Annotated in this window: 24 protein-coding genes; 13 read left to right on the forward strand and 11 right to left on the reverse strand. The window is 64.9% G+C overall.

Annotated features, from left to right (window positions below):
- Positions 1–878: 878 nt before the first annotated feature.
- Both QW868_RS32275 and QW868_RS32280 read right to left on the reverse strand, forming a co-directional pair.
- Positions 879–1,136 carry a hypothetical protein gene (locus QW868_RS32275; RefSeq protein ID WP_315712312.1) on the reverse strand — a complete coding sequence of 86 codons (258 nt, stop codon included), beginning with the start codon at positions 1,134–1,136 and terminating at the stop codon, positions 879–881.
- A 66-nt stretch (positions 1,137–1,202) separates the two neighbouring features.
- Positions 1,203–2,246, reverse strand: a complete 1,044-nt coding sequence (locus tag QW868_RS32280; RefSeq protein WP_315741164.1) for a DUF2778 domain-containing protein — start codon at positions 2,244–2,246, stop codon at positions 1,203–1,205.
- A 226-nt stretch (positions 2,247–2,472) separates the two neighbouring features.
- Here QW868_RS32280 and QW868_RS32285 point away from each other — a divergent pair, with 226 nt between their 5' ends.
- The 4 genes from QW868_RS32285 (at position 2,473) to QW868_RS32300 (ending at position 4,590) form a co-directional block, all read left to right on the forward strand.
- Positions 2,473–2,907 carry a DUF1810 domain-containing protein gene (locus QW868_RS32285; RefSeq protein ID WP_316232451.1) on the forward strand — a complete coding sequence of 145 codons (435 nt, stop codon included), beginning with the start codon at positions 2,473–2,475 and terminating at the stop codon, positions 2,905–2,907.
- A gap of 168 nt (positions 2,908–3,075) precedes the next feature.
- Positions 3,076–3,321 (forward strand): hypothetical protein, encoded by a 246-nt coding sequence (locus QW868_RS32290; RefSeq protein WP_315741131.1) that lies wholly within the window; start codon positions 3,076–3,078, stop codon positions 3,319–3,321.
- Between the two features lie 40 nt (positions 3,322–3,361).
- Positions 3,362–3,508, forward strand: a complete 147-nt coding sequence (locus tag QW868_RS32295; RefSeq protein WP_316232452.1) for a hypothetical protein — start codon at positions 3,362–3,364, stop codon at positions 3,506–3,508.
- 86 nt (positions 3,509–3,594) lie between these two features.
- Positions 3,595–4,590 carry a DUF3592 domain-containing protein gene (locus QW868_RS32300; RefSeq protein ID WP_316232453.1) on the forward strand — a complete coding sequence of 332 codons (996 nt, stop codon included), beginning with the start codon at positions 3,595–3,597 and terminating at the stop codon, positions 4,588–4,590.
- Positions 4,591–4,648: 58 nt separating this feature from the next.
- Here QW868_RS32300 and QW868_RS32305 read toward each other — a convergent pair whose 3' ends face one another.
- The 3 genes from QW868_RS32305 to QW868_RS32315 form a co-directional block, all read right to left on the reverse strand.
- On the reverse strand, positions 4,649–6,271 hold the full coding sequence (locus tag QW868_RS32305) for an ABC-F family ATP-binding cassette domain-containing protein (protein WP_315774584.1): 1,623 nt from the start codon (positions 6,269–6,271) through the stop codon (positions 4,649–4,651).
- 102 nt (positions 6,272–6,373) lie between these two features.
- Positions 6,374–6,832, reverse strand: coding sequence for a hypothetical protein (locus QW868_RS32310; RefSeq protein ID WP_315780638.1), 459 nt, complete (start codon positions 6,830–6,832; stop codon positions 6,374–6,376).
- 187 nt (positions 6,833–7,019) lie between these two features.
- Entirely contained in the window at positions 7,020–8,054 is a 1,035-nt protein-coding gene (locus QW868_RS32315) for a glutamine synthetase beta-grasp domain-containing protein (RefSeq protein ID WP_315712320.1), read from the reverse strand.
- Positions 8,055–8,598: 544 nt separating this feature from the next.
- On the opposite strand from QW868_RS32315, the gene QW868_RS32320 reads away from it, so the two are divergent.
- A complete protein-coding gene (locus QW868_RS32320) occupies positions 8,599–8,793 on the forward strand; it encodes a DUF2735 domain-containing protein (RefSeq protein ID WP_315741128.1) in 195 nt (64 codons plus the stop codon).
- A 263-nt stretch (positions 8,794–9,056) separates the two neighbouring features.
- Complete coding sequence (locus QW868_RS32325) at positions 9,057–9,800, forward strand: tyrosine-protein phosphatase (protein ID WP_315774582.1); 744 nt, start codon at positions 9,057–9,059, stop codon at positions 9,798–9,800.
- A gap of 31 nt (positions 9,801–9,831) precedes the next feature.
- Here the strand turns inward: QW868_RS32325 and QW868_RS32330 are convergent, their stop codons facing one another.
- The gene (locus QW868_RS32330) at positions 9,832–10,050 is read right to left on the reverse strand and encodes a hypothetical protein (protein WP_012044361.1); all 219 of its coding nucleotides are present in this window, start codon (positions 10,048–10,050) and stop codon (positions 9,832–9,834) included.
- A 91-nt stretch (positions 10,051–10,141) separates the two neighbouring features.
- A complete protein-coding gene (locus QW868_RS32335; RefSeq protein ID WP_316232454.1) occupies positions 10,142–10,900 on the reverse strand; it encodes an SGNH/GDSL hydrolase family protein in 759 nt (252 codons plus the stop codon).
- A gap of 71 nt (positions 10,901–10,971) precedes the next feature.
- Between QW868_RS32335 and QW868_RS32340 the strand changes: the two genes are divergently transcribed.
- The 3 genes from QW868_RS32340 (at position 10,972) to QW868_RS32350 (ending at position 12,829) form a co-directional block, all read left to right on the forward strand.
- Positions 10,972–11,652: an SDR family oxidoreductase gene (locus QW868_RS32340; protein ID WP_315755694.1), complete on the forward strand. Its 681-nt coding sequence runs from the start codon at positions 10,972–10,974 to the stop codon at positions 11,650–11,652.
- A 95-nt stretch (positions 11,653–11,747) separates the two neighbouring features.
- Entirely contained in the window at positions 11,748–12,446 is a 699-nt protein-coding gene (locus tag QW868_RS32345) for a DUF2161 domain-containing phosphodiesterase (RefSeq protein WP_316232455.1), read from the forward strand.
- A 77-nt stretch (positions 12,447–12,523) separates the two neighbouring features.
- A complete protein-coding gene (locus QW868_RS32350) occupies positions 12,524–12,829 on the forward strand; it encodes a hypothetical protein (protein ID WP_172109527.1) in 306 nt (101 codons plus the stop codon).
- A gap of 95 nt (positions 12,830–12,924) precedes the next feature.
- Here the strand turns inward: QW868_RS32350 and QW868_RS32355 are convergent, their stop codons facing one another.
- The 3 genes from QW868_RS32355 to QW868_RS32365 all read right to left on the reverse strand — a co-directional run bounded on the left by QW868_RS32355 (position 12,925) and on the right by QW868_RS32365 (position 15,513).
- On the reverse strand, positions 12,925–13,581 hold the full coding sequence (locus QW868_RS32355; protein ID WP_409998061.1) for an N-acetyltransferase family protein: 657 nt from the start codon (positions 13,579–13,581) through the stop codon (positions 12,925–12,927).
- A gap of 126 nt (positions 13,582–13,707) precedes the next feature.
- Positions 13,708–14,106, reverse strand: coding sequence for a PaaI family thioesterase (locus QW868_RS32360; protein WP_315755696.1), 399 nt, complete (start codon positions 14,104–14,106; stop codon positions 13,708–13,710).
- A gap of 126 nt (positions 14,107–14,232) precedes the next feature.
- Positions 14,233–15,513 (reverse strand): ArgE/DapE family deacylase, encoded by a 1,281-nt coding sequence (locus QW868_RS32365; protein WP_316232456.1) that lies wholly within the window; start codon positions 15,511–15,513, stop codon positions 14,233–14,235.
- Between the two features lie 146 nt (positions 15,514–15,659).
- Between QW868_RS32365 and QW868_RS32370 the strand changes: the two genes are divergently transcribed.
- From QW868_RS32370 to QW868_RS32380, 3 genes are all read left to right on the forward strand, one after another.
- Positions 15,660–15,812 carry a hypothetical protein gene (locus tag QW868_RS32370; protein WP_315712328.1) on the forward strand — a complete coding sequence of 51 codons (153 nt, stop codon included), beginning with the start codon at positions 15,660–15,662 and terminating at the stop codon, positions 15,810–15,812.
- Complete coding sequence (locus QW868_RS32375) at positions 15,812–16,081, forward strand: DUF6719 family protein (protein ID WP_316232457.1); 270 nt, start codon at positions 15,812–15,814, stop codon at positions 16,079–16,081. The genes QW868_RS32370 and QW868_RS32375 overlap by 1 nt, the downstream gene beginning before the upstream one ends.
- 112 nt (positions 16,082–16,193) lie before the next feature.
- Entirely contained in the window at positions 16,194–17,540 is a 1,347-nt protein-coding gene (locus QW868_RS32380; protein ID WP_316232458.1) for an HlyD family type I secretion periplasmic adaptor subunit, read from the forward strand.
- Between the two features lie 11 nt (positions 17,541–17,551).
- Here the strand turns inward: QW868_RS32380 and QW868_RS32385 are convergent, their stop codons facing one another.
- On the reverse strand, positions 17,552–19,237 hold the full coding sequence (locus QW868_RS32385; protein ID WP_316232459.1) for an adenylate/guanylate cyclase domain-containing protein: 1,686 nt from the start codon (positions 19,235–19,237) through the stop codon (positions 17,552–17,554).
- Positions 19,238–19,414: 177 nt separating this feature from the next.
- On the opposite strand from QW868_RS32385, the gene QW868_RS32390 reads away from it, so the two are divergent.
- On the forward strand, positions 19,415–21,136 hold the full coding sequence (locus QW868_RS32390) for a type I secretion system permease/ATPase (protein WP_315772247.1): 1,722 nt from the start codon (positions 19,415–19,417) through the stop codon (positions 21,134–21,136).
- Positions 21,137–21,138 lie beyond the last annotated feature (2 nt).

Here is a 21,138-nt window from a genome sequence, read left to right on the forward strand (position 1 = left end):
CAGATCCAGCGACGGGCGGTTTTGCGAGAACCGCCCGTTCGCGCATTCTGGCAGATCTGGCGTACACAAGGGGCGTATCGCGGTCGTCACGGACGTGGAGCGGGAGGAGCGGTGGACGCGATGGCAGCGCAGCGCATCTTTGCGCCGACGAACGCTGATGTCGCGTACGGTCAAGTCGCGTGGTCCTGGCATCCCGACGCTGATGCCCCCACGGTGGCGCGCCCAAAGCGCGTTGTCGTGCACGGTGACCAGAAAGCCCGGCGCACCGGGGAGCGCGCGAAGCAGCCGTTAAGATCATCGCGCGGGGAATGCCGGTTGCCCGGCGGAACCTGTGGTGACTGCCGCCTGCTTTTTTTCTGCAGGCGGGCCATGGGTTGCGGCCAGCATCCCGGCATTCCCCGCGCCCTCTGCCGTGCGGAGGGCAAGACGAATGGAATCACTCGGACGCAGGATGCGTCGCGAGATCGCGAGATCATGGGTGGATGATGGCGGATGGCGGGAGGCGCTTGTTCGCGAGGCGCCTCAACACACACGTCATCACTCCGGGGCGCGCGGAGCGCGAGTCCGGATCCATATGCCGCAGCAGAACTTATGAAACGAGATGGAGTGACCAGCATGCCTCACATGCCCGCTCTGGATTATGGATGCCGGGCTCGCGCTGCGCGCGCCCCGGCATGACGGTGGAGCGAGGTCATGGCCCATCTCACGGCCGTCATGCCCCGCGCAGGCGGGGCATCCAGTACGCCGCGGCCTTTGGGTCGATCACTGCCGTCCCGGAATACTGGATCGCCCGGCCGAGCCGGGCGATGACGCCGAGCAGGAATTCTCGGCCCGGAAGGCCGCGCGAGGTCGTTGTCTCAAACGCGTCATCGTCTGCATCACAACAGCTTCGCGCTCACGAACAGCGTGCGCACGGCGTTGGTGGCCTGCACCGTCATGATCGCGTTGTCGGCCGCGGCCTGCAGCGCGGCCATGGCCTGGTCGTGCAGCGACTTGAACTCCATCCACTCGACGGCATTGAGGCTGGTGAGAAACTGATGGGCCTGCCCGACCGTCGAAATCACGACTGGCTTGCCGTTCACCTTGATGTTGAAGGTGGTACGCAGACGCGTTTCCGAGTTTGCGGGATCAATCATGGGGACCTTCCGGAAGATGCGACGGGCGTCACCGCCGAGGTCGCGCCGAGGCCCAGCAACAAAACGTCACTCGGTCTTTTGCGCGGTCCGCGTCGGGGTGCCAGCCTCGAGCCCGACGACGACAACGAGTCGGTTGAACTCGCCGTCATCATACGCCTTCAGGAAGCGATCGTAATTCTTGATCGAGACGCAGCCGTTCGAATCACCCTCCGGACCCAGCATATAGGGGTGGGTCAGCAATCCGCTCCGGCCCAGGGTCGATCCTTCCACCACGTTCATGCGCAGGGCGCGCACGCCGTGAAACGGTTTTTCGCGCGGCTTCAGGTCATAGGTGGCGGGCGGGGTCGCGCCAACCATGCGCTGATTGACGTGCTCGGGGTCGTCGCGCAGGCTGCCCATGCCGGAATGGGCCTCGAGCCCGATGCCGGACGGCAGATACACCATCCTGGCCTTGATGTCGTACACGGCGGTCTTGTCATAGCCGAGCGCGCCGAGATCGATCCCGGAGCGCACGATGCCGCTATCCGGACCGAGCGAGGCGAACTTGGTCGGGCTCGGCAACAGGTCGGACAGCTTCTGCAGGATGGAGCGATCGTCGACACGTCCGACCGCTTCAGGCGCACTGGCCGAAACCAGGCTGGTCGGCAGGTTGGCGACGGACGGGCGCGGTCGTGGCAGCGGCACGCCCGGTGCAGGCATCGTGACGGTATTGCCCTCCGTCAGCATCGGCCGCCAATCGCTGTTGCTGGGGTCGCGCCCGCCCGAATCGCGCGCTTCCATGCCCTTGACCAGCGCGGCCCGGGCATCGAGCAGTTGGCGGTCGATCGCGCCGCGAAGGGCGAAACGGTCGAGCGCGCGAATCGCGTCTTTTTCCGAATAGGCCGTGGCCGAGGCGGAGGCCGGCGCGAAACGTGTCTCGAAGGTGATGGACGGCGCGCCGGCGGCCGGCAGCGCCGCGGTCGCAAGCGACGTCTCCTCGCTGTTGGCGCCGACCCATGCAGCCGCGCCCGCCGCGATCGCAAGTGCTGCAAGCACGAATGCGATCGCTTCGGAGCGCCCGAAGCGGCCTTGCGACAACAGAACGTCTACGCTTGCTTCACTGGAAGCCATCACGTCCCCGATATACCCCCTTTTTCGGACCACCCAGGAAAGGTGCCCGACCCCAAGGGGTACGATTCGACCCGTCATGACATAGGATGGCAAGAGTGCGGCATAATCTAGACAAACGCCAGCCCAGAGTGCCACGGCGTCCCAGGGGGATCGGGCCCGCCCTGGCGCCGCCATGTCTTCCCAGAACAAGAAATTACCTCGATCATTCAAATATTTGGAGCAGCCAATGAAGGCGGATTGTGATGCTCTCGGCCGATTTGTCGACGCACAGAATTCGATTTATTCGCGTGTGACCGCCGAACTTGCGGCCGGCGCCAAGCAAAGCCACTGGATGTGGTTCGTGTTTCCGCAGGTCGAAGGGCTCGGCCACTCCGCCATGGCCCAGCGCTACGCGATCCGCTCCCGTGCCGAGGCCGAGGCCTATCTGACGCATCCCCTGCTCGGCCCGCGACTGCTCGAATGCACCCGTCTGGTGCTCGCGGTGCAGGGCAAGTCGCTGCGCGACATTCTGGGTGTTCCGGACGATGCCAAATTCCGCTCCTGCATGACGCTGTTCGATTCGATCAGCCCGAACGGGATCTTCGCTCGGGCGCTCGATCGCTATTGCGACGGTGCGCGGGACCCGGCGACGCTCGCGTTTCTGCGGCACCGCACCGCATGAGCACACGGTTACCGCAGGCGCGCATCTCGGCCTCATACGGCCGACACGGCAATGAACCAGCTCTGCCGTGCGGCCGGATTTCGGGTGACAAGCCCGAACAGGAAACTTGATCGCGCCAAGATTTGCGGCTCCCATCCGCCGCGTTGTTTGTCCCAAGGAGACACACTCATGAAGAAGTTTTTCCTGATTGCCGCGCTCGCGACCTTCGCCGCCGGATCTGCCTTCGCCCAAGATAGCTGTGAGACCAAGGCCGTGGGCAAGGACGGCAAAGTGCTGGCCGGAGCCGCCAAGACCTCGTTCATGAAGAAGTGCATGGCCGAGACCTGCGAAACCAAGGCGGTCGGCTCCGACGGCAAGAAGCTCTCCGGCGCGGCCAAGACCAGCTTCATGAAGAAGTGCGAGGCCGGCGGCTGACGCGCTGGCGGCTGACGACACTGGCGCCCCGCCATGATGCTTGGCGGGGCAAAGCCATGCCGGCAGCAAGCGGGCGCGCGCCGAGACCGCCCTGGCGGAGAGCGAGGAGCGTTACCGGACTCTGTTCAACTCGATCGATGAAGGCTTCTGCATCATCGAGTTCTTCGACGAGATGGTGGAGAGCTGAGGAGGACCGGCACGCTATTGAACCGAGGGGAACCCGCAGGACACCACTGCATGTCGCCCGCCCTGGCGGGCCCATGCGAGATCAACATGCTCACCGCATCCGCCCTGCTCTGGACCCGTGTCGCCACCGGCATCTTCGGGTTTCTCGCCCTCAATTCCGGCTACGGACTCTGGCTTCAGCACAAGAAGACCAGCGGCGGCCGCGCCTGGCCGGTCGTCGAGGGGGAGATCGTGGCCTCCGCGGTGTCAGTCGCGGCGACGCATCGGTCGGCAGATGACACCGATGCCAAGCCTGACATTCGCTACCGCTACGAGGTGTTGGGCAAGGGCTACGAAGGTCGCCGCATCCGTTTCGGCAGCCCGAGCCGCGTCACGCGCCTGCAAGCCGACGAGCTCGCCGGCAAATATCCGCAAGGCGCGAAGGTCCGCGTCTTTTACGATCCGAAACGCCCCTCGCAATCGGTGCTCGAGCCCACCAATGCCAGCGGCACGGCGGCGCTTGTGGCGCTGTTCGTCGTGCTGTCGGCCGTGACCGCTGTGTTGGTGGCGCATTCGCTCGCCGGCAAGGTGCTCACGACCGAGGCTGGCGTGCCGTTGTTCGCCTTCCTGATGCCGTTCGCCCTGTTCGGCTTCGGAGCCGTCGCACTCTCCTCCTATTGGAAGCTGCAGCAGGAGCGCCTGGCGAGCCGCTCCTGGCCGACTGCGCCGGGGCGCATCACGCGCTCCGGCGTGACGATGGAGATCACACGACGTGAGGACGATCGCGGACGAGAAACGGAAGAGGAGCGTTTCCGGGTCACGATCGAATACAGCTACACGGTGGATGGTCGCTCTTTCCACAGCACGCATTGGAACTGGGGCTGGACCGCGCTGCATTCCGACAGGTCGAGCGCTGAAGCCGTCGCCGCCAAATACCCGGTCAACACCGACGTCACCGTCTACTACGATCCGATACAGCCCGAGACGGCCGTGCTCGATCCCACAAACAAGAGCGGCGTCGCGGCGCCGCTCTGGGTCGGCATCTTCCTGATCGCGATCGGCGCGCTGTTCCTGTACGTCTTCACCCACGTCCAGATGAGCTAGCCGGGGATGATGCGAACAAAGCGCAAGCAGAGCACGAGCGACGAGTATGGCCGCGTCGTCAGCTGCGCAGGCCCGGCGCTTCGTGGCCGCTGCGGGCGACATACTCGGTATAGCCGCCGCCATACTGATGGAGGCCGTCAGGGGTCAGCTCGAGCACGCGGTTGGAGAGCGCGGCGAGGAAATGACGGTCGTGCGAGACGAACAGCATGGTGCCCTCGAAGCTCGACAGGGCCGCGATCAGCATCTCCTTGGTCGCCATGTCCAGATGGTTGGTCGGCTCGTCCAGCACCAGGAAGTTCGGCGGATCGTAGAGCATCTTCGCCATCACGAGCCGCGCCTTCTCGCCCCCCGACAGCACCCGACATCTCTTTTCGACGTCGTCGCCGGAGAAGCCGAAGCAGCCGGCCAGCGCCCGCAGCGAGCCTTGACCAGCTTGCGGAAACGAATGCTCGAGCGACTCGAACACGGTCTCGTCGCCGTCCAGCAGGTCCATCGCATGCTGGGCGAAGTAGCCCATCTTGACGCTGCCCCCGATCGCCACCGAGCCGTCATCGGGCTCGGCGGTGCCGGCAACCAGCTTCAGCAAAGTCGACTTGCCGGCGCCGTTGACGCCCATCACGCACCAGCGCTCGCGGCGCCGGATCATGAAGTCCAGCCCGTCGTAGATGCGGCGGCTGCCATAGCTCTTGGACACGTTCTTCAGCGCCACCACATCCTCGCCCGAACGCGGCGCGGGCAGAAAGTCGAACGCCACGGTCTGGCGCCGCTTCGGCGGCTCGACCCGCTCGATCTTGTCGAGCTTCTTGACCCGGCTCTGCACCTGCGCCGCGTGCGAGGCCCGCGCCTTGAAACGCTCGATGAACTTGATCTCCTTGGCGAGCATCGCCTGCTGGCGCTCATATTGCGCCTGCTGCTGCTTCTCGTTCAACGCCCGCTGCTGCTCGTAGAAATCGTAGTCGCCGGAATAGGTCGTGAGCTGGCCGGCGTCGATCTCGATCACCTTGTTGATGATCCGGTTGATGAACTCGCGGTCGTGCGAGGTCATCAGCAGCGCGCCCTCGTAGCCCTTGAGGAAATGCTCCAGCCAGATCAGGCTCTCGAGATCGAGATGGTTGGACGGCTCGTCGAGCAGCATCACGTCGGGCCGCATCAGGAGAATGCGCGCCAGCGCGACGCGCATCTTCCAGCCGCCGGACAACAGGCCGACGTCCTTGTCCATCATCTCCTCGGAGAAGCCGAGGCCAGCCAGCGCCTCGCGGGCGCGGCTGTCGAGCGCGTAGCCGTCGAGCTCCTCGAACCGCGCCAGCACCTCGCCATAGCGCGCGATGATGTCGTCCATCTCGTCGGCACGGTCCGGATCGGCCATGCCGGCCTCGAGCTCCTTGAGCTCGGCCGCCACCGACGACACCGGCCCGGCGCCGTCCATGACCTCTGCCACCGCGCTGCGACCGGACATCTCGCCGACATCCTGGTTGAAATAGCCGATCGAGACGCCGCGATCGATCGAGACCTGCCCCTCGTCGGGCTGCTCGCGGCCTGAGATCATCCGGAACAGCGTCGTCTTGCCGGCCCCGTTCGGACCGACCAAGCCGATCTTCTCGCCGCGCTGAAGGGCGGCGGAGGCTTCGATGAAGAGAATCTGGTGGCCGACTTGCTTGGAGACGTTATCGAGGCGGATCATGAGGGCTCAGGCGGTGGACAGGTTGCCGCCGCTCTTAGTCGATGCGCGCCGCCGGTGGAAGGCGCAATTTTGCAGCGCAACTCACGCCTCGAGCGGAGCCGGTCAGCGGCCTTGAGGCCGAAAATCCTGGTTGCCGAACGGCTTGTCGGTCGGAATGCGGATCGCGACGTAGCCCCGATCCATCGACGCGTGGCATGCGTTGCATCCCGACGTCAATTCGGTCACGGCGGAAGCGAAGCGCTTGCCATCCTTGGTAGCGATGGCGTCCGAGATCGACTGGATCGGCTGGCCGAGCGTGGTGACGTTGTCCACCGGCAGGCCCGAATAGAAGACCGCAGCGTCAGTCAGGCTCTGCCTCAACTGGGCGAGCTCATAGGACGCGAGATCCCAATTCTTGGACTGTCCCGCGAACCAGAGCTTCGCGTGTCTGACCTGAATCAGATTCATGATGTCGCCGAGCCGCGGCAGATATTGTTCTGCATTTGACTGCGACTGCGCTGCAGCCAGGGAGATGGCCGAACAGGCGACCAGAACGCCTGAAACCCACTTGCGATAGCTCATTCCATGCCCCGCTTCCAAACAAACCGCTACGGAAGACATACCGCTGCGATCGAAACCGGACTTGCGATTGATCAAGGCCAAGGCCGCCTCCGATCGTTCGAGCCCGCCAGACGAATGATCCGCCGAAGCGACTGCCTCGGCGGATCATCATATCAGCCCCCGGCCCCGGGGTGTTGTGTTCGGCGTCTTAGGCTGCGGCTTTCGCGCCGGTCGGAACCATCGCGATCGTCTTCAGGACCTGAGACGCGATCTGGTAGGGGTCGCCCTGGGAGTTCGGACGGCGGTCTTCCAGATAGCCCTTATAGGCGTTGTTCACGAAGGAATGCGGCACACGAATCGAGGCGCCGCGGTCGGCCACACCCCAGCTGAAGGTGTCGATCGAGGCGGTCTCGTGCTTGCCGGTCAGGCGCATGTGGTTGTCCGGACCGTACACCGCGATGTGGTCGGCACGAGCTTCCTTGAAGGCGTCCATCAGCTTCTCGAAATACTCCTTGCCGCCGACTTCGCGCATGTACTTGGTCGAGAAGTTGCAGTGCATGCCCGAACCGTTCCAGTCGGTGTCGCCGAGCGGCTTGCAGTGGAACTCGATGTCGATGCCGTACTTTTCGGTCAGGCGCAGCATCAGGTAGCGGGCCATCCACATCTGGTCAGCAGCCGTGCGCGAGCCCTTGCCGAACACCTGGAATTCCCACTGGCCCTTCGCCACCTCGGCGTTGATGCCTTCGTGGTTGATGCCGGCCGCGAGGCAGAGGTCGAGATGCTCTTCGACGATCTTGCGGGCGACGTCGCCGACGTTCTTGAAGCCGACGCCGGTGTAGTACGGGCCCTGCGGGGCCGGATAGCCGTATTCCGGGAAGCCGAGCGGACGGCCGTCCTTATAGAAGAAGTACTCCTGCTCAAAGCCGAACCACGCGTCTGGATCGTCCAGGATGGTGGCGCGGGCGTTCGACGGATGCGGGGTCTTGCCGTCCGGCATCATCACTTCGCACATCACCAGCACACCGTTGGTGCGGGCGGCGTCGGGATACACGGCAACCGGCTTCAACACGCAGTCGGAGCTATGGCCTTCGGCCTGCATCGTCGACGAGCCGTCGAAGCCCCAAAGAGGCAGCTGTTCCAGGGTCGGAAAAGAGGAAAATTCCTTGATCTGTGTCTTGCCGCGCAAATTCGGCACCGGCTTGTAGCCGTCGAGCCAGATGTACTCGAGCTTGTATTTCGTCATTGAGCCTCTCTGTCTTATCGAAAGGTGGGAGCCCAGCAATCGAAGGCTCCCCGCTTACCCGGCCACGATCGGCCAGCGCACTCTTAAGCATGGAACGTGCCAAATCCCGCGACGTCCCGTCGCATGGACGGAGACCAATCGGGGCGGAGCCGGCGGCGGATTTTGCACGTCAGGGGTGCGGCAAAGCAGCGCGACCGGGATTGCACGGAGCGCATGGCGGAGAAAAGATCCTGTCGAAAACCCGCTTGATTCCTTAGCATTTGCGGCGATGCGCAAGAGAGGCCGAACAAGCCGTCAGCACCTCCCGGACATTTTCGAAAAGACTTGAGCTCCACTTCGCAACCTTTGGTCCAGCCCAAGTGTTGGTCAGCGGCGCGTTGCTGCGGAGGGAGCACAAGAAAAAATGCCTGCAAAACGCGCAACATGTGATTTCGTTTTGATCATGTTGCATTCCCTCCGGGCAGCACTGATATCGAGACTGGTCACCACAAGAGAACGAGTCGGGCGCAACCTGATGTGTGGCCCGCTGGAAGGAGACTGAGGAATGGACACAAATGTGGACGAGGGATCCGCCAGGATCTACCAATTTCCGCGCGGAGGGCGAGCGGGTCTTGCGCCCCGCCAATCCGGATCATCGCCCGCGCCGCTGATCGCGCCGTCGATCCAGCCGACGATCTATAGCGGCAGCTGGTATCATGACGAGGCGATCCAGGAAGCCAAGCCGGCGTGGGATCGCTGATGTCAGACCGTACCGTGACGCCATCACGCCTTTGCTGAAGGGTCGGACCGACAAGGTTCCGGCCCTTTTTCTTGCGCTGCCGTCTGCATGTCTCTCGCCGCTGCTGACGGTCGCCGGCGGACTCGACCTGCCGGGTCAAACAAGCCGCCGTCGTGACCCGTTTCATGGTCTTCCCTGTCCTGTCGAAGGGCTGTGCCTGCGGCGTCGCGTCCGTCGATGAAACGGCGTTTCACATCGAAGCCCGCGTCCCCTAGAACAAGACGATGTCCGCCTATCCACTTCGCCATCTCGGCCTTCACGGCGCCAGCAACTTCAGAGATCTCGGCGGATATCCCAGCAGGGATGGCCGGCACGTGCGATGGCGGCGGCTGTTTCGGTCGAACCATCTCGGACAGCTGACCGAGCCCGACGTCGCGGTCCTGCGGGAGCTCGGCATTCGCGCAGCGTTCGATTTCCGCGGTCGCAACGAGCGCGCGGCCGGCCTCTGCACGATCGCCGAGATCACCGTTCACTCCGTGCCGATCGAGCCGAGCGTCGTGCCGGCGCTGCGGGCCCTGGCGACACGAGGACAGCTCACGACCGACCATGCCTTGGAGCTGATGCGCGAGTCCTACCGCAACTACATCCGCAACTACACGCCGCGCTTCCGCGCGCTGTTCCAGCATGTTCTCAATGAGGACGTCCCGTTGGTGATCCATTGCACGGCCGGCAAGGACCGCACCGGTGTGGCCTGTGCGCTGGTCCTACACGCGCTCGACGTTGCGGATGACGTCATCCTGGAAGACTACCTGCTCACGAACCAGCTCTATCGTCGCGAGACCGCGGCTCACCCAGATCTTCCCGCTGATGTCGTCCAGACGATCGGGATGGTCCAGGCGTCGTTCCTAGCAGCTGCGTTCGACGCCATGCGTGATGATTTCGGCGACGTCGACACCTACCTGCGCGACGGTCTCGGCATCGACGACGCAGCACGGAAGACGTTACAGGAGCGCTATCTCACGCCGTGAGCCGGTGTGGCGCGAATACGCTTGAGCCCGATCAGGCCGCTTCGATATCGGCTGTCTCGGCGGCTTCCATCGCGTCGAGATCGGCAATCACCTCCTCGAATGCGGAAATCGCCTGCTGAACCGCCGCGATCTGCATCAATTCCCAACCGGTCACCGGACCTGCCCGGTTCTGCAGGGCGACCACCAGATCCCGCCGCTGCTCCTTCAGTTGCACCAGCGGCAAACCATGGTCCGGCAGATGTCTCATCATGTCAAAGCTCCAACGCCCCTCAAGCGGCATAGCGACAGGCTAGCGGGCTGCGCTGGCAATCCACTTACGAAAGTCCGGCAAATTTTATCGATCAGGCCAGCGCAACCGGCGCCGTCAGGATGGCGCTGGCCAAAACGTCGCTGATCTTCGCGGTGGCGGCTTCGCTCACATGCAAGCGGTCACCGTGCCCGTCGTCGAGCGCCGACAACGGAATCTGGCCGGCCTCATACCAGCTCTTCATCAAATTCCAGCGCCCGAAGAGGTTGACGTTGGCCGCAGACGTGACCTTCTCGATCCGTCGCTGAATGTCCTCGGCACGCGCCAGCCTGTTCGGCACCGTCACGATCGCAGCCGTGTATTGCAGGTCGATCACGATGACGTCGATGGCCAGCGCCGCCAGCCATCGAACGCCGACGCGCAGCGCTGCCTCGACGTCATCGGGACTGTAGACCTCGGGTCTGTAGGCGGCGTTGGTGCCGACCTGCCAGATGACGAGCGAGGGCTGCTCCGCAATCACGTCGCATTCGAAGCGCGAGAGCTGGTCCGGGGATTCCTGTCCGCCCACACCCCGATTGAGGACGTCGATCATGCAGCCGAAATTGGCCTTGCGCAGCGACTGCTCGATCCGGGCCGGAAAAGCGATGATTCCGTTGGTGCCCGCGGTGGAAGATGAGCCCAGCGCCACGATCCGGGTCTTGCGCTGCGCATCCAGACTCTGTCTGAAACGTCTGATCGGACGAGAAAAACTGGTGGGGACGTCAGGAAATTCGAGAGAGCCTGTTGCGGTCATGGTCACCTCTGACGAACCACGCCTTCTGATTGCAATTCCATGCCCCGGCCGCCCGGCCATTGCAACTCATCGGCAGGATCATAGTATAGCAAGCGGCGCTGTGGGGCGCGTCAACGGAGACCAGGGACGGAATGAACGGAGCAGTGATTGTCATAACGGGTGCGCAAGGGGCGCTCGGGCGCAGCGTGGCCGATCTCGCGCTCGCACGGGGCGCACATGTGGCCGGGATCGACCATGCCCAGGCCGAAATCCCGGCGAGTGACGACCGCATCGAGCTCGGAGGCGTCGATCTCTCCGACCCCGAGCAGGCAAAGGTCGCGATCGACTCCGTCGCCGCCCACTTCGGCACTCTGGATGCGCTGATCAACATCGCCGGCGCGTTCGCGTTCGAGACGACCGCCGATGGCGACGATTCCGTCTGGGAGACGATGCATGCGCGAAACCTGATGACCGCGCTGCACGCATCGCGCGCGGCTATACCGCATCTCGTCCGCTCCAGCACGGGCCGCATCGTCAACATCGGGGCCATGGGCGCGCTCCAGGCCAGTGCCGGCATGGGCCCCTATGCGGCCTCCAAGTCGGGAGTGCATCGCCTGACGGAAGCGCTCGCGGCCGAATGGAAGGGCAAGATCACCGTCAACGCCGTCCTGCCGTCGACGATCGATACGCCGGCCAACCGCGCCAGCATGCCCAAGGCCGATTTCGACAAATGGGTGACGCCGCAGGAACTCGCAGAGGTCATTCTGTTTCTAGCCAGCGACGCCGCGAGCGGTGTGACCGGCGCACTGATACCGGTTATCGGCCGGGTGTAGCGAAGCCAGCCGGTCACCCCGACTTGGCGCTGACATCACGGGACTCGGCGGGCTAGACTCGCGCGCGCTCTGAGTCGCACACATCGGACGGCCCCTTGGAAACCGCGCTTTACCTTCCCGTTAAACGCTTCCTCGAAAACCTCGGCTTCTCGGTCAAAGGGGAAGTCGGCGGCTGTGACGTGGTGGCGCTCAAGGGCGACGACCCGCCGGTGGTGGTCGTCTGCGAGCTGAAGCAGGTCTTCAACTTGGAACTGCTGCTGCAGGCGGTCGACCGGGCCGGTGCCTGCGACGAGGTCTGGATCGCGGCGAAGCTGTCGGCACGCGGCAAGGGCCGCGAGAGCGACGCGCGCTATCGCAATCTGTGCCGCCGGCTCGGCTTCGGCATGCTGACCGTGACCTCAGCCGGAGACATCGAAGTGCTGGTGCAGCCGCCCACCACCGCGCCGCGCAAGAATCCCAAGAAGCGTTCGCGTCTTGTGATCGAGCATCAGCGGCGCAAGGGCGACCCCGTCGCGGGCGGCTCGACCCGCGCACCCATCATGACGGCCTATCGGCAGCAGGCGCTGGCCTGCGCTTCGGCGCTGTCGGACGGGCCGAGACGCGTCCGCGACCTCCGCGCGGACATTCCGGATGCGCCGAAGATCTTGCGGCGTAACGTCTATGGCTGGTTCGACCGCGCCGAGCGCGGCGTCTATGTCCTCACGAAAGCCGGGCTCGCGGCCTTGCGCCGCTGGCCCCAGGATATCCACATGACGCAGGCAGCGTTGCCCGATCGCGACATGGTGAACGCATAGCTGGGCTGCCTCGCGGAATATATATTGCAATGCAACAATCCTGCTTCTAGGTATCCGGGACGATTCACGAGGCCCCCATGAGCGAAGATTGGAACACCAAGTACGGTCCGCGTCGCGTCAGGCGTGATCCCCCGACACTTGAAGAAGCGATCTTCGCTGCGTCAGGGATCACCGACGACGTCCAGGCTCAGGCCGAGATCGCGTCGGCGCTGATGGGTCTGCCGCTCGAGCAGGTGCTCCCCGAGGTCAAGAAGGCAGTCCGCGTTGCCGCGCGCACCAACACGCGCGTCATCACGGCCGACCAGGGCACGCAGCAGCGCGCCGTCGTGGTCGAGCGCCGCACCGTGCGCCGCTTCAATTTCGACAAGCGCACCGGCACCTGAACGCCCTCCGGGGCGCATCGGCCAATGCAATCAAACGAAAAGGCGCGGCAGCGGTGATCGCTGTCGCGCCTTTGTCGTCGCAGCAACGGCTCGGCTCAGGCGGCGCGCTTGTCGCCGTACATCCGGGTCACGAGCTTCCAGCAGGCGCGATTGAGGGTAAAGAACGCCCGCGCTGCCGCGATCGGTGCTTCGATCACGAGCTTCGCCAGCTCATCCTGGGGCTGCTCGGTCAGATCGATCGTGCCGGTCGATTCGCCGTGACGGAACGCCAGATGCGCACCGAACTTGGCTGCCAGCGCCCGCATCGCATGGTTCTGCGATCCGGTCGTCACGCGAAGCTTGCGATAGCCCTTCCACCGCGCCTCCGAGATCACGCGCTGGAATAGCAGGCTGCCGACCCCACGGCGACGCACGCAAGCCTCCACGCTGAACGCAATCTCCGGAAGCCCGTCCTCGGACTGCTCCGGCGGATGCAACTCGGCGGCGCCGCGCACCAGGCCGTTTTCCATGTAGGCGACGACGATCGTGCCGTCGGCCGCACAGCGGGCCGCGTAGCGCTCGATGAAACTGTCATCGAGGAAGCCGTTGAATCGATCGTGCCGGCTTTCCGCATCGAGCCGCAACAGATGATCGCGCAGCAACGGCAGTTCCTCGTGCTGGCTGAGCGTCCGCACATAGCCGAAGCCCGGCCGGGGACGAAAAGTATCTACCTGTGACACTGCCTGAGACTCCTCTCGAGAGCCCTCGCACAGACGTCTTTCCCTAGACAGGAGCTATATTGTGCATCGCAACATTCATTTCAAGCCCCATGCTCTACGGAGAGAACATGCGGCCATGCAAGGATCGCGTGAGTTAACGATTCGTTTGTGTACGAATCATCACAGCACGAGCTGAGTCTGGGTCACGATCGCGACCAGACGCCCGTCCTCGGTTTCCACCCGGGTCTGCCATACCTGGGTGCGGCGGCCGCGATGCACGGGCGTGGCGGTTGCCGTCACCACAGTCCCCTCCTTGGCGCCGCCGATGAAGTTGGTCTTGCTCTCGATCGTCGTGGTGCCCTTGGCATCCTGCGGCAGGTTGATCACGGTCGCGGCCGCGCCGACCGAATCCGCCAGCGCCATGACCGCGCCGCCATGGATGGTGTGATGCAGGGTGCAGAGATCCGGCCGCACCTGCATCTGCGCCACGACGCGATCGGCGCTGGCCTCGGTGAAGGTGACGCCCTTCAAGTCCGCGAACGGCATCTTCAGCGAATTGATCTTGTCGAGTGGCGTCATGCCTTCCCTTCCCGTTTGATCGGACGCCCCGTCTCCGCGAGTCGAGCGCCGCATCTGGATGCGCCGGGCTTCGAACCCGAAGCAATGACCTGAAAGGTCATTGCTTCGGTCCGATCGTGCCGCCGCTCAGGCCTTCTCGATCCCGCACCACTCCGCGATGAACAGCGCCATGGTCTTGGTGGCCTGGCGCAACGAGTCGAGCTCGACATATTCGTTGAAGCCGTGCATCGCGGCACCGGTCGCGCCGAAGCAGAGGCTGGGGATGTTGTAGTTGAGCCCGTAGAAGCGGGTATCCGTCAGCGCCGTGAAGACGAGATCCTGGACCTCGCCGCCGTAGACGGCGGTGAATGCCTTGCCGAACGCCGCCTCCGGCTCGGCCGAATTGGTCAACTCGTAGCCTTCGGACAGGAAGCCCGACCACTCGACGACCGGCGGATTGTTGGAGAGAAAGCGATGATCGCGCGAAGCCGCGGCGACGCAGGCGAGGATCTCGTTCTGGCAGTCCTTGACCGACCAGCCCGGCAGGATGGCGATGCGGCAATCGACGTTGCACCAGGCCGGCACGCTCGAGGCCCAGTCGCCGCCTTTGATGATGCCCGGATTGAAGTTGATCGGATGATTGAGCGTCTTGAAATGACGGTCGCTCTTGGCGCGCTCGTTCCATTCCGCCTCGAGCTTCTCCAACGCATGGATCAGATGATAGCTCGCCTGGATCGCATTGGCGCCGACGCCGGCCTCGAACACATGCGCCGGGAAGCCGCGCACCTTCAGGCGGAACCAGATCACGCCCACCTGAGAGCGCACCATCTTGCCGCTGGTCGGCTCCGGGATGAAGCAGGCATCCGCGCGGTAGCCGCGCTGCAGGGTCGACAGCGCGCCGACGCCGGTGCTCTCCTCCTCGATAACGGATTGGATGTGAATGCGCGCCGTCGGCTTGAAGCCGGCAGCCTTGATGGCATCGAGCGCATAGAGCGCGCCGATGGTGCCGGACTTCATATCGCAGGCGCCGCGGCCATACATCCGGCCGTCGCGGATCACCGGCGAGAACGGCGGCGTCTCCCACATATCGAGCGGACCGGCCGGCACCACGTCGCAATGCCCCTGCAGGATCAGCGACCGCCCGGCCGACGTCGCCGGCCGGTAGGTTCCGACCACGCTGCGTGCTCTCGAGAAATCGTGCTCGATCGGGCCGTAGCCGCGCATCTCCTTGAGATCGTCCAGATCGATGTGCCAGTCGTCGACCTCGTAGCCGCGCGCGCGCAGGAGATCGCTGAACATGTCCTGGCACGGCCCTTCGGCGCCGCGGGTCGAGGGGATGGCGACGAAGTCGCTCGTGGTCGCAAGCTGCCGGTCGAAGTCGGCATCGACGGCGTCGACGATGCGCTGCGTAATGTCCTGGGTGATCATGCCTGTCGGGGTTCCAATTGCCGATGACTGCAGCAAATCACAATCTCATGCAGAGTTGCACCGGATTCGCCGCTGCTTTCAGAATCGCAAGGCCGCCCGTACATTCGCGCATACGAAAATGACCGCAACATACTTTGGAATTTGGCATGTCGGATCACCGCAATATCCTTTATTTCCTCCTCGGCATTCTCAGCGCGGCGATCATCGTGCTCGGCTACAATTTCTATCAGGCCAAGAAGCAGCCGGAGGGTGTCCAGATCAATATCGGGCCCAACGGCCTGAAGATCGAAGGAAAGTGATGCGTTCTCAAATCTCCTCGTTCGCGAATGTCGTAGCGCGCCCTCTCGGCGTCCTCGGTCTCTTGCTTTTGGTTGCCGCACCCGCGCAGGCGCAATATGTCGGGCGCGAGCAGGACGTCACCGATCTCCGGCTTGGCCAGCGCGTGCTGGTCGATGACGGCACCTGCCCCGCCGGCCAGGTGAAGGAGGTCTCCGGCTCCAAGATGGCCGAAACCGGTATTGTCCGCACCACGAAATGCGTGCCGCGCTTCGGGCCGAAGAAGAAGTAGCTGATCTCGTTTGATGTGGCTCTCGCCGCCGACCTCCGGCGCGTGACCTTCCGCACAGTCCCGTAGCCGCGCATCGATGACGCTCCTGCCCGTGGACAAGCGGGGACGCAGCATGTCGATGTCAGCGGTGCAGGATCACGGCTTCTTCGAACCGGCCGACCGGCCGCAGCCGGTCAAGGCCGATTTCAGCCGCTACGCCCTGCTCGGCTATCTCTCGGTGGCGCTGGTGTTCGGCGGCTTCGGCGTATGGGCCGCCTACGCCCCCCTCGATCGCGCGGCGATCGCACCGGGCACCGTGTCCGTCTCCGGCGATCACAAGGTCGTCCAGCACCGTGAGGGCGGAATCATCCGGGACATCCTGGCCAAGGAGACTCACGCCGTGCATCGCGGCGACCTGCTGTTCCGGCTGCAGCCGACCGAGGCACAGGCCAACACGGATCTCCTGCGCAAGCAGATGGATGCGGCGCTGGCCGAGGAGGCGCGCCTGCTCGCCGAGCGCGGCAATGCACGGATGATCACGTTTCCCGACACGCTGCTCAACCGCCAGAACGTGCCGGAGGCGGCGCTTGCCATCGCCGACCAGCAGCGGCTGTTCGTCGAGCGCCGCAATGGCCTGATCAGCCAGATCAACATCCTCAACTCGCAGATCGCCCAGCAGCAGCAGGAGCTCGCCGGCCGCGACCGCCAGCGCGCCGCGCTCTCCGCGCAGCTCGCAAGCTTCGAGACGCAGATGAACAATGTGCGCCCGGCGGTCGCCGCAGGCTATTATCCGCGCAACAAGTTCCTCGAACTGGAACGCGAGCGCGCCCGCGTCGAAGGCGATCTCGGCCAGGCGCAGGCCGACGTGGCGCGGCTGACGCAGACGGCGGCGCAGACGCGCCTGCAGATCGATCAGACGCTGCAGAAATATCTGACCGAAGTCGGCCAGCAGCTCGACGGCACCCGTGCCAAGCTGTCGGACCTGCGCGAGAAGCTCGTCATCGCCGAGGACGTGCTGCGCCGGGTCGACATCCGCGCCGAGCGCGACGGCATCGTCATGAACATGAAAGTCCACACCGTGGGCGCCGTCGTGAAGCCCGGCGATACGCTCGCCGAGATCGTCCCGGTCGGCGAAGGCGTCGACGTGATGGCGCACGTCTCGCCGCGCGACATCGAGAGCGTCGCCATCGGCCAGAGGGCCGAGGTGCGCTTCTCCAATTTCTCCTCGCGCACGACACCGACGATCTTCGGCAAGGTCTCGAGCGTCTCGGCGGATGCGATGTCGGACGAGGCGAACAAGCAGAGCTACTACTCGGCGCGGGTCGTGATCGACTATTCGACCATCCCGCCCGAGATCGCCGAGAAGATTCTGCCGGGCATGCAGGCCGACGTCATCATCTCCACGGGAGAGCGCACCGTGCTCGAATATCTGGTCGGGCCGCTGCTCAACACGCTCGCCAAGACGTTCCGTGAGAAATGAGCCGAGAGCACCTAGGCCGACGGCACCGGTGGCGCGCCCGCGACGACAGCAAGGTCGCGGGCACGCCGCACGCCGATGGCGTCCAGCTCGCTGCCCTGCTCCGGATCGGCAAGCCTCTCACGTATCGCTCCATCCAGATCAGCAAGGCCGGCTGCAGTCGCCACGCCCCCGGACATCGCGAGCTGCCAACCTCTGGTCTCCGCCAATTCAGCCAGACGCGCCGGCCACTCCGTCCCGAGCCCGAGCACAGCCACCTGCGACGTGCGTCCAAGGGTCAGTTGCCCGACGACGATGTCGCCAAGGTGAGCACCAATCGTCAACTCGACGGGCCGACCGATCTCCGCAGCGATCTTTTCGTTGACGCGATCCATGACCACGTCCATGGCGCTGATCGCCTGCAGCGCATCGCGGCAGCCTTGTTCTGCTCCCTGCTCCTCGCCGAAGATGGCGAGCACGCCATTGCCGAGGAAGCGATCGATGCGCCCGGAATGGGCTTCGATCGCCCTGCCAATGGCGCCGAAGATCTCGTTCATCATGAACCCGAGGTCGGCGGGCAGCCGGTCGCGCGCAATGGTCGCAACCGGACGGACGCGGACGTGGACCAGGCATACCGCACAGCGCTCGGCGGGAAGGTGGTCGACGAGGGGCGCCCTCTCCGCTTGATCGCCGCCGAGGAGACGCGTGATCGTCAGCGGCGCCACCGGGCGAATCTGGCAGGCCAGCCGCACATTCGCCGGTGCCGCCAAGTCGGCGAGCATGACGCGCTCCGCGTGGCCGGGCGGTGCCAGCGTCTCCGCACCTTCATCAACGCGGACGCGACAAAGACCGCAGCGGGCACGGCCGCCGCAGTCGGACCGCTGCGAGAGCTCGTTGCTGCCGATGATCTCCAGCAGCGTCGGACCGACCGCGGCCCGCACCGTCGCGCCGCCCGTGAACGCAATAACGATCTTCGGCGCCGCGAGCGACGCGACGTGGCGGAACACGATGATCGTCACGCCTGCAACGAGCAGCGCGACGACTGTGATCTGCGTCGAAATTTGCAGCAAGGCGATCCACCTCCCGTCGAGTTCGCTCGGCCAATGGGTGACCTGGCGCATCTGCTCGGCCATGCCGGGATTGCCGAGCAACGCGGCGACGGCGCGCCCGGACACCACGAAACCCATCAGCGCCGCCATCGGCAGCGCGACGGCGAGGACAAACAGCAGCGGCTGGACGAGGCGGTACCAGCTCCGGAATTTCAGCCAGTGATGCAGGCCGACGCAGCCGTGGATCCAGACCAGCAGCAGCAGAGCGGTCTGAATCCAGGCCGCCTTGGGCCACATCAACGCCAGCGCATAGAGGTAGCCATCCTGAACGCCGAACAGCGCATGAGCGATGTGGGTCTCGATGACGTGCGGCAGCAACAATAGCGGGATCGCAAATCCCGTGGCGATCTGAACAAACTCCCAGGAGGACAGCCGCCACGTGCCGCGCTGAACCGTCTTGACGAAAGCAAGCACGGCATGCGCGAGCAATGCCGCCGCCAGCACGATCATCCCCGGCCACGATCGGGTGACGACCAGCCGCCATTCCTGCACCGCGTCCATCGCCTCGAGGCTGAACAGACCCACCGCATGGTTGAGAAAATGCGTCGCGGCGAACGCAAACAGGACGAGGCCCGACACGAGCCGGATGTTCTGGGACGTTACGGCAGGCATGAGGTCACTGTGATTCAGGCAAGCTGCGAAATCTGAGCACGGCTGATCCATCCGGTAGCGGCTGCAACCGGCCAACTCAAGCGCTGGCAGATCAGCCTCGAGCTATGTGAGGTCAATCACGGTCGACGACGGGCGCCCCAGGCGAAGTTCTCCAGCACCATCGCAAGGGGATCCGACATGACGAGCACCACCCGAAGCCCGCTGGGAACCGCGCTCCGCGCCTGCTTTCCCGCGCTCACCGCGACCTTCGTGCTCAGCCTCTTCATCAATGCGAGCATGCTCGCCTCGCCCCTCTATTCCATGCAGGTCTACGACCGCGTCCTCACCAGCCGCAATCTCGGCACGCTGGTCATGCTGACGCTCATCGTCGGTGTTTTCCTGGTGCTGTATGGCGTCCTCGAATTCGCCCGTTCCGGCGTTCTGGCCCGGGCCGGCGTGCAGTTCGAAGGCACGCTGCGCCATCCGCTGTTCGAGACGATGATGAAGGCGGAGCTGTCGCCGCGGCATCGCTTCGGCCAGCAGATCATCCGTGACGCCGAGACCATCCGCGACTGCATCTCCAGCGGCACCGCCGCCATCGCCTGCGATCTGCCGTGGACGCCGGTGTTCGTCGCGCTGTGCTTTCTGCAGCATGCCTATCTCGGCATCCTCTCGCTGCTCGGCGCGATCGTGCTGTTCTCGCTGGCGCTGCTCACCGAATTCTACACGCGCGCCAGCGTCGAGCGCACCAACGCGCTGGCCAACGAGGCCTCGCGTTTCGTCGCGGCGGCGCTGCGAAACGGCGAGGTCGTGCGCGGCCTCGGCATGGGCGACATCGTCATGGACCGCTGGAGTTGCCGCCAGTCGGCGATGGTCGAAGCCCACAGCACCCTCGTCGAGCGTGGCGCGGCGATGCATTCCGTCACCAAGTTCGCGCGCATGGCGGTGCAGACCTCGCTGCTGTGCATCGGCGCCTGGCTCGCGATCGAGCAGCAGATCTCGCCCGGCGCGATGATGGCGACGTCGATCATCATGGGCCGCGCGCTTGCCCCGGTCGAGCAGGTCGTCGGCCAATGGAAGCGCATCATCGCATTCCGCTCCGCCTATCGCAGGCTGGAGGAGCTGTTCCAGGCGCTGCCGGTCACGGCTGCGCCGACCGCGCTGCCGACGCCGCGCGGCGAGATCGACGTCGAGAACGCCGTGGTGTGGCCGCCGGCGGCCGGTCGCCCCTCGGTCAAGGGCGTCAGCTTTTCGCTCAAGGCCGGCGAGAGCCTCGCGATCGTCGGCGCCTCCGCCAGCGGCAAGTCGAGCATGGCGCGCGCCATGGCCGGGGTCTGGCCGCTGCGCGAAGGCGTGATCCGTATCGACGGTGCCGCCTACAGCCAGTGGGACCCAAACCGGCTTGGCAAGCATATCGGCTACCTGCCCCAGGACATCGAACTGTTCTCAGGTACCGTCGCCGACAACATCGCCCGGCTTGCGAAGGTGGATGAGGCCGCCGTCGTCGCTGCCGCCAAGGCCGCCGGCGCGCATGAGGTCATCCTGCGCCTGCCCAACGGCTACGACACGCCGATCGGCGAAGGCGGCGTGGCGTTGTCCGGCGGCATGCGCCAGCGCGTCGGCCTGGCCCGCGCGCTGTACGGCGATCCGCGGCTCCTGATCCTCGACGAGCCGAACTCGAACCTCGACGAGGACGGCGAGCGGGCGCTGGCGCAGGCCATGGCCCAGGCGAAGGCCGCCGGCCGAACCGTGATCGTCGTCACGCACCGTCCGCAGCTTCTGGCGCATGTTGACCGCATCATGGTGATGGCCTTCGGCAAGACGCTGGCATGCGGCCCGCGCGACGAGGTGATCGCCAAGATGCGCGGCCAGCGTGTCGTCGTCGCCCACGACCGGGCGACGGCCAGCGCCGCGGCCTGAAC

The sequence above is a fragment of the Bradyrhizobium sp. SZCCHNR1051 genome, assembly GCF_032489615.1.
GTDB lineage: Bacteria > Pseudomonadota > Alphaproteobacteria > Rhizobiales > Xanthobacteraceae > Bradyrhizobium.

What these genes read in the sequence shown, in the direction of transcription:
- QW868_RS32275 (WP_315712312.1), bottom strand. Translation starts at nt 1,136, where the DNA reads ATGATTGATCCCGCAAACTCGGAAACGCGTCTGCGTACCACCTTCAAC.
- QW868_RS32280 (WP_315741164.1), bottom strand. Translation starts at nt 2,246, where the DNA reads ATGGCTTCCAGTGAAGCAAGCGTAGACGTTCTGTTGTCGCAAGGCCGC.
- QW868_RS32285 (WP_316232451.1), top strand. Translation starts at nt 2,473, where the DNA reads ATGAAGGCGGATTGTGATGCTCTCGGCCGATTTGTCGACGCACAGAAT.
- QW868_RS32290 (WP_315741131.1), top strand. Translation starts at nt 3,076, where the DNA reads ATGAAGAAGTTTTTCCTGATTGCCGCGCTCGCGACCTTCGCCGCCGGA.
- QW868_RS32300 (WP_316232453.1), top strand. Translation starts at nt 3,595, where the DNA reads ATGCTCACCGCATCCGCCCTGCTCTGGACCCGTGTCGCCACCGGCATC.
- QW868_RS32305 (WP_315774584.1), bottom strand. Translation starts at nt 6,271, where the DNA reads ATGATCCGCCTCGATAACGTCTCCAAGCAAGTCGGCCACCAGATTCTC.
- QW868_RS32310 (WP_315780638.1), bottom strand. Translation starts at nt 6,832, where the DNA reads ATGAGCTATCGCAAGTGGGTTTCAGGCGTTCTGGTCGCCTGTTCGGCC.
- QW868_RS32315 (WP_315712320.1), bottom strand. Translation starts at nt 8,054, where the DNA reads ATGACGAAATACAAGCTCGAGTACATCTGGCTCGACGGCTACAAGCCG.
- QW868_RS32320 (WP_315741128.1), top strand. Translation starts at nt 8,599, where the DNA reads ATGGACACAAATGTGGACGAGGGATCCGCCAGGATCTACCAATTTCCG.
- QW868_RS32325 (WP_315774582.1), top strand. Translation starts at nt 9,057, where the DNA reads ATGTCCGCCTATCCACTTCGCCATCTCGGCCTTCACGGCGCCAGCAAC.
- QW868_RS32330 (WP_012044361.1), bottom strand. Translation starts at nt 10,050, where the DNA reads ATGATGAGACATCTGCCGGACCATGGTTTGCCGCTGGTGCAACTGAAG.
- QW868_RS32335 (WP_316232454.1), bottom strand. Translation starts at nt 10,900, where the DNA reads ATGGCCGGGCGGCCGGGGCATGGAATTGCAATCAGAAGGCGTGGTTCG.
- QW868_RS32340 (WP_315755694.1), top strand. Translation starts at nt 10,972, where the DNA reads ATGAACGGAGCAGTGATTGTCATAACGGGTGCGCAAGGGGCGCTCGGG.
- QW868_RS32350 (WP_172109527.1), top strand. Translation starts at nt 12,524, where the DNA reads ATGAGCGAAGATTGGAACACCAAGTACGGTCCGCGTCGCGTCAGGCGT.
- QW868_RS32360 (WP_315755696.1), bottom strand. Translation starts at nt 14,106, where the DNA reads ATGACGCCACTCGACAAGATCAATTCGCTGAAGATGCCGTTCGCGGAC.
- QW868_RS32365 (WP_316232456.1), bottom strand. Translation starts at nt 15,513, where the DNA reads ATGATCACCCAGGACATTACGCAGCGCATCGTCGACGCCGTCGATGCC.
- QW868_RS32370 (WP_315712328.1), top strand. Translation starts at nt 15,660, where the DNA reads ATGTCGGATCACCGCAATATCCTTTATTTCCTCCTCGGCATTCTCAGC.
- QW868_RS32375 (WP_316232457.1), top strand. Translation starts at nt 15,812, where the DNA reads ATGCGTTCTCAAATCTCCTCGTTCGCGAATGTCGTAGCGCGCCCTCTC.
- QW868_RS32380 (WP_316232458.1), top strand. Translation starts at nt 16,194, where the DNA reads ATGTCGATGTCAGCGGTGCAGGATCACGGCTTCTTCGAACCGGCCGAC.
- QW868_RS32385 (WP_316232459.1), bottom strand. Translation starts at nt 19,237, where the DNA reads ATGCCTGCCGTAACGTCCCAGAACATCCGGCTCGTGTCGGGCCTCGTC.
- QW868_RS32390 (WP_315772247.1), top strand. Translation starts at nt 19,415, where the DNA reads ATGACGAGCACCACCCGAAGCCCGCTGGGAACCGCGCTCCGCGCCTGC.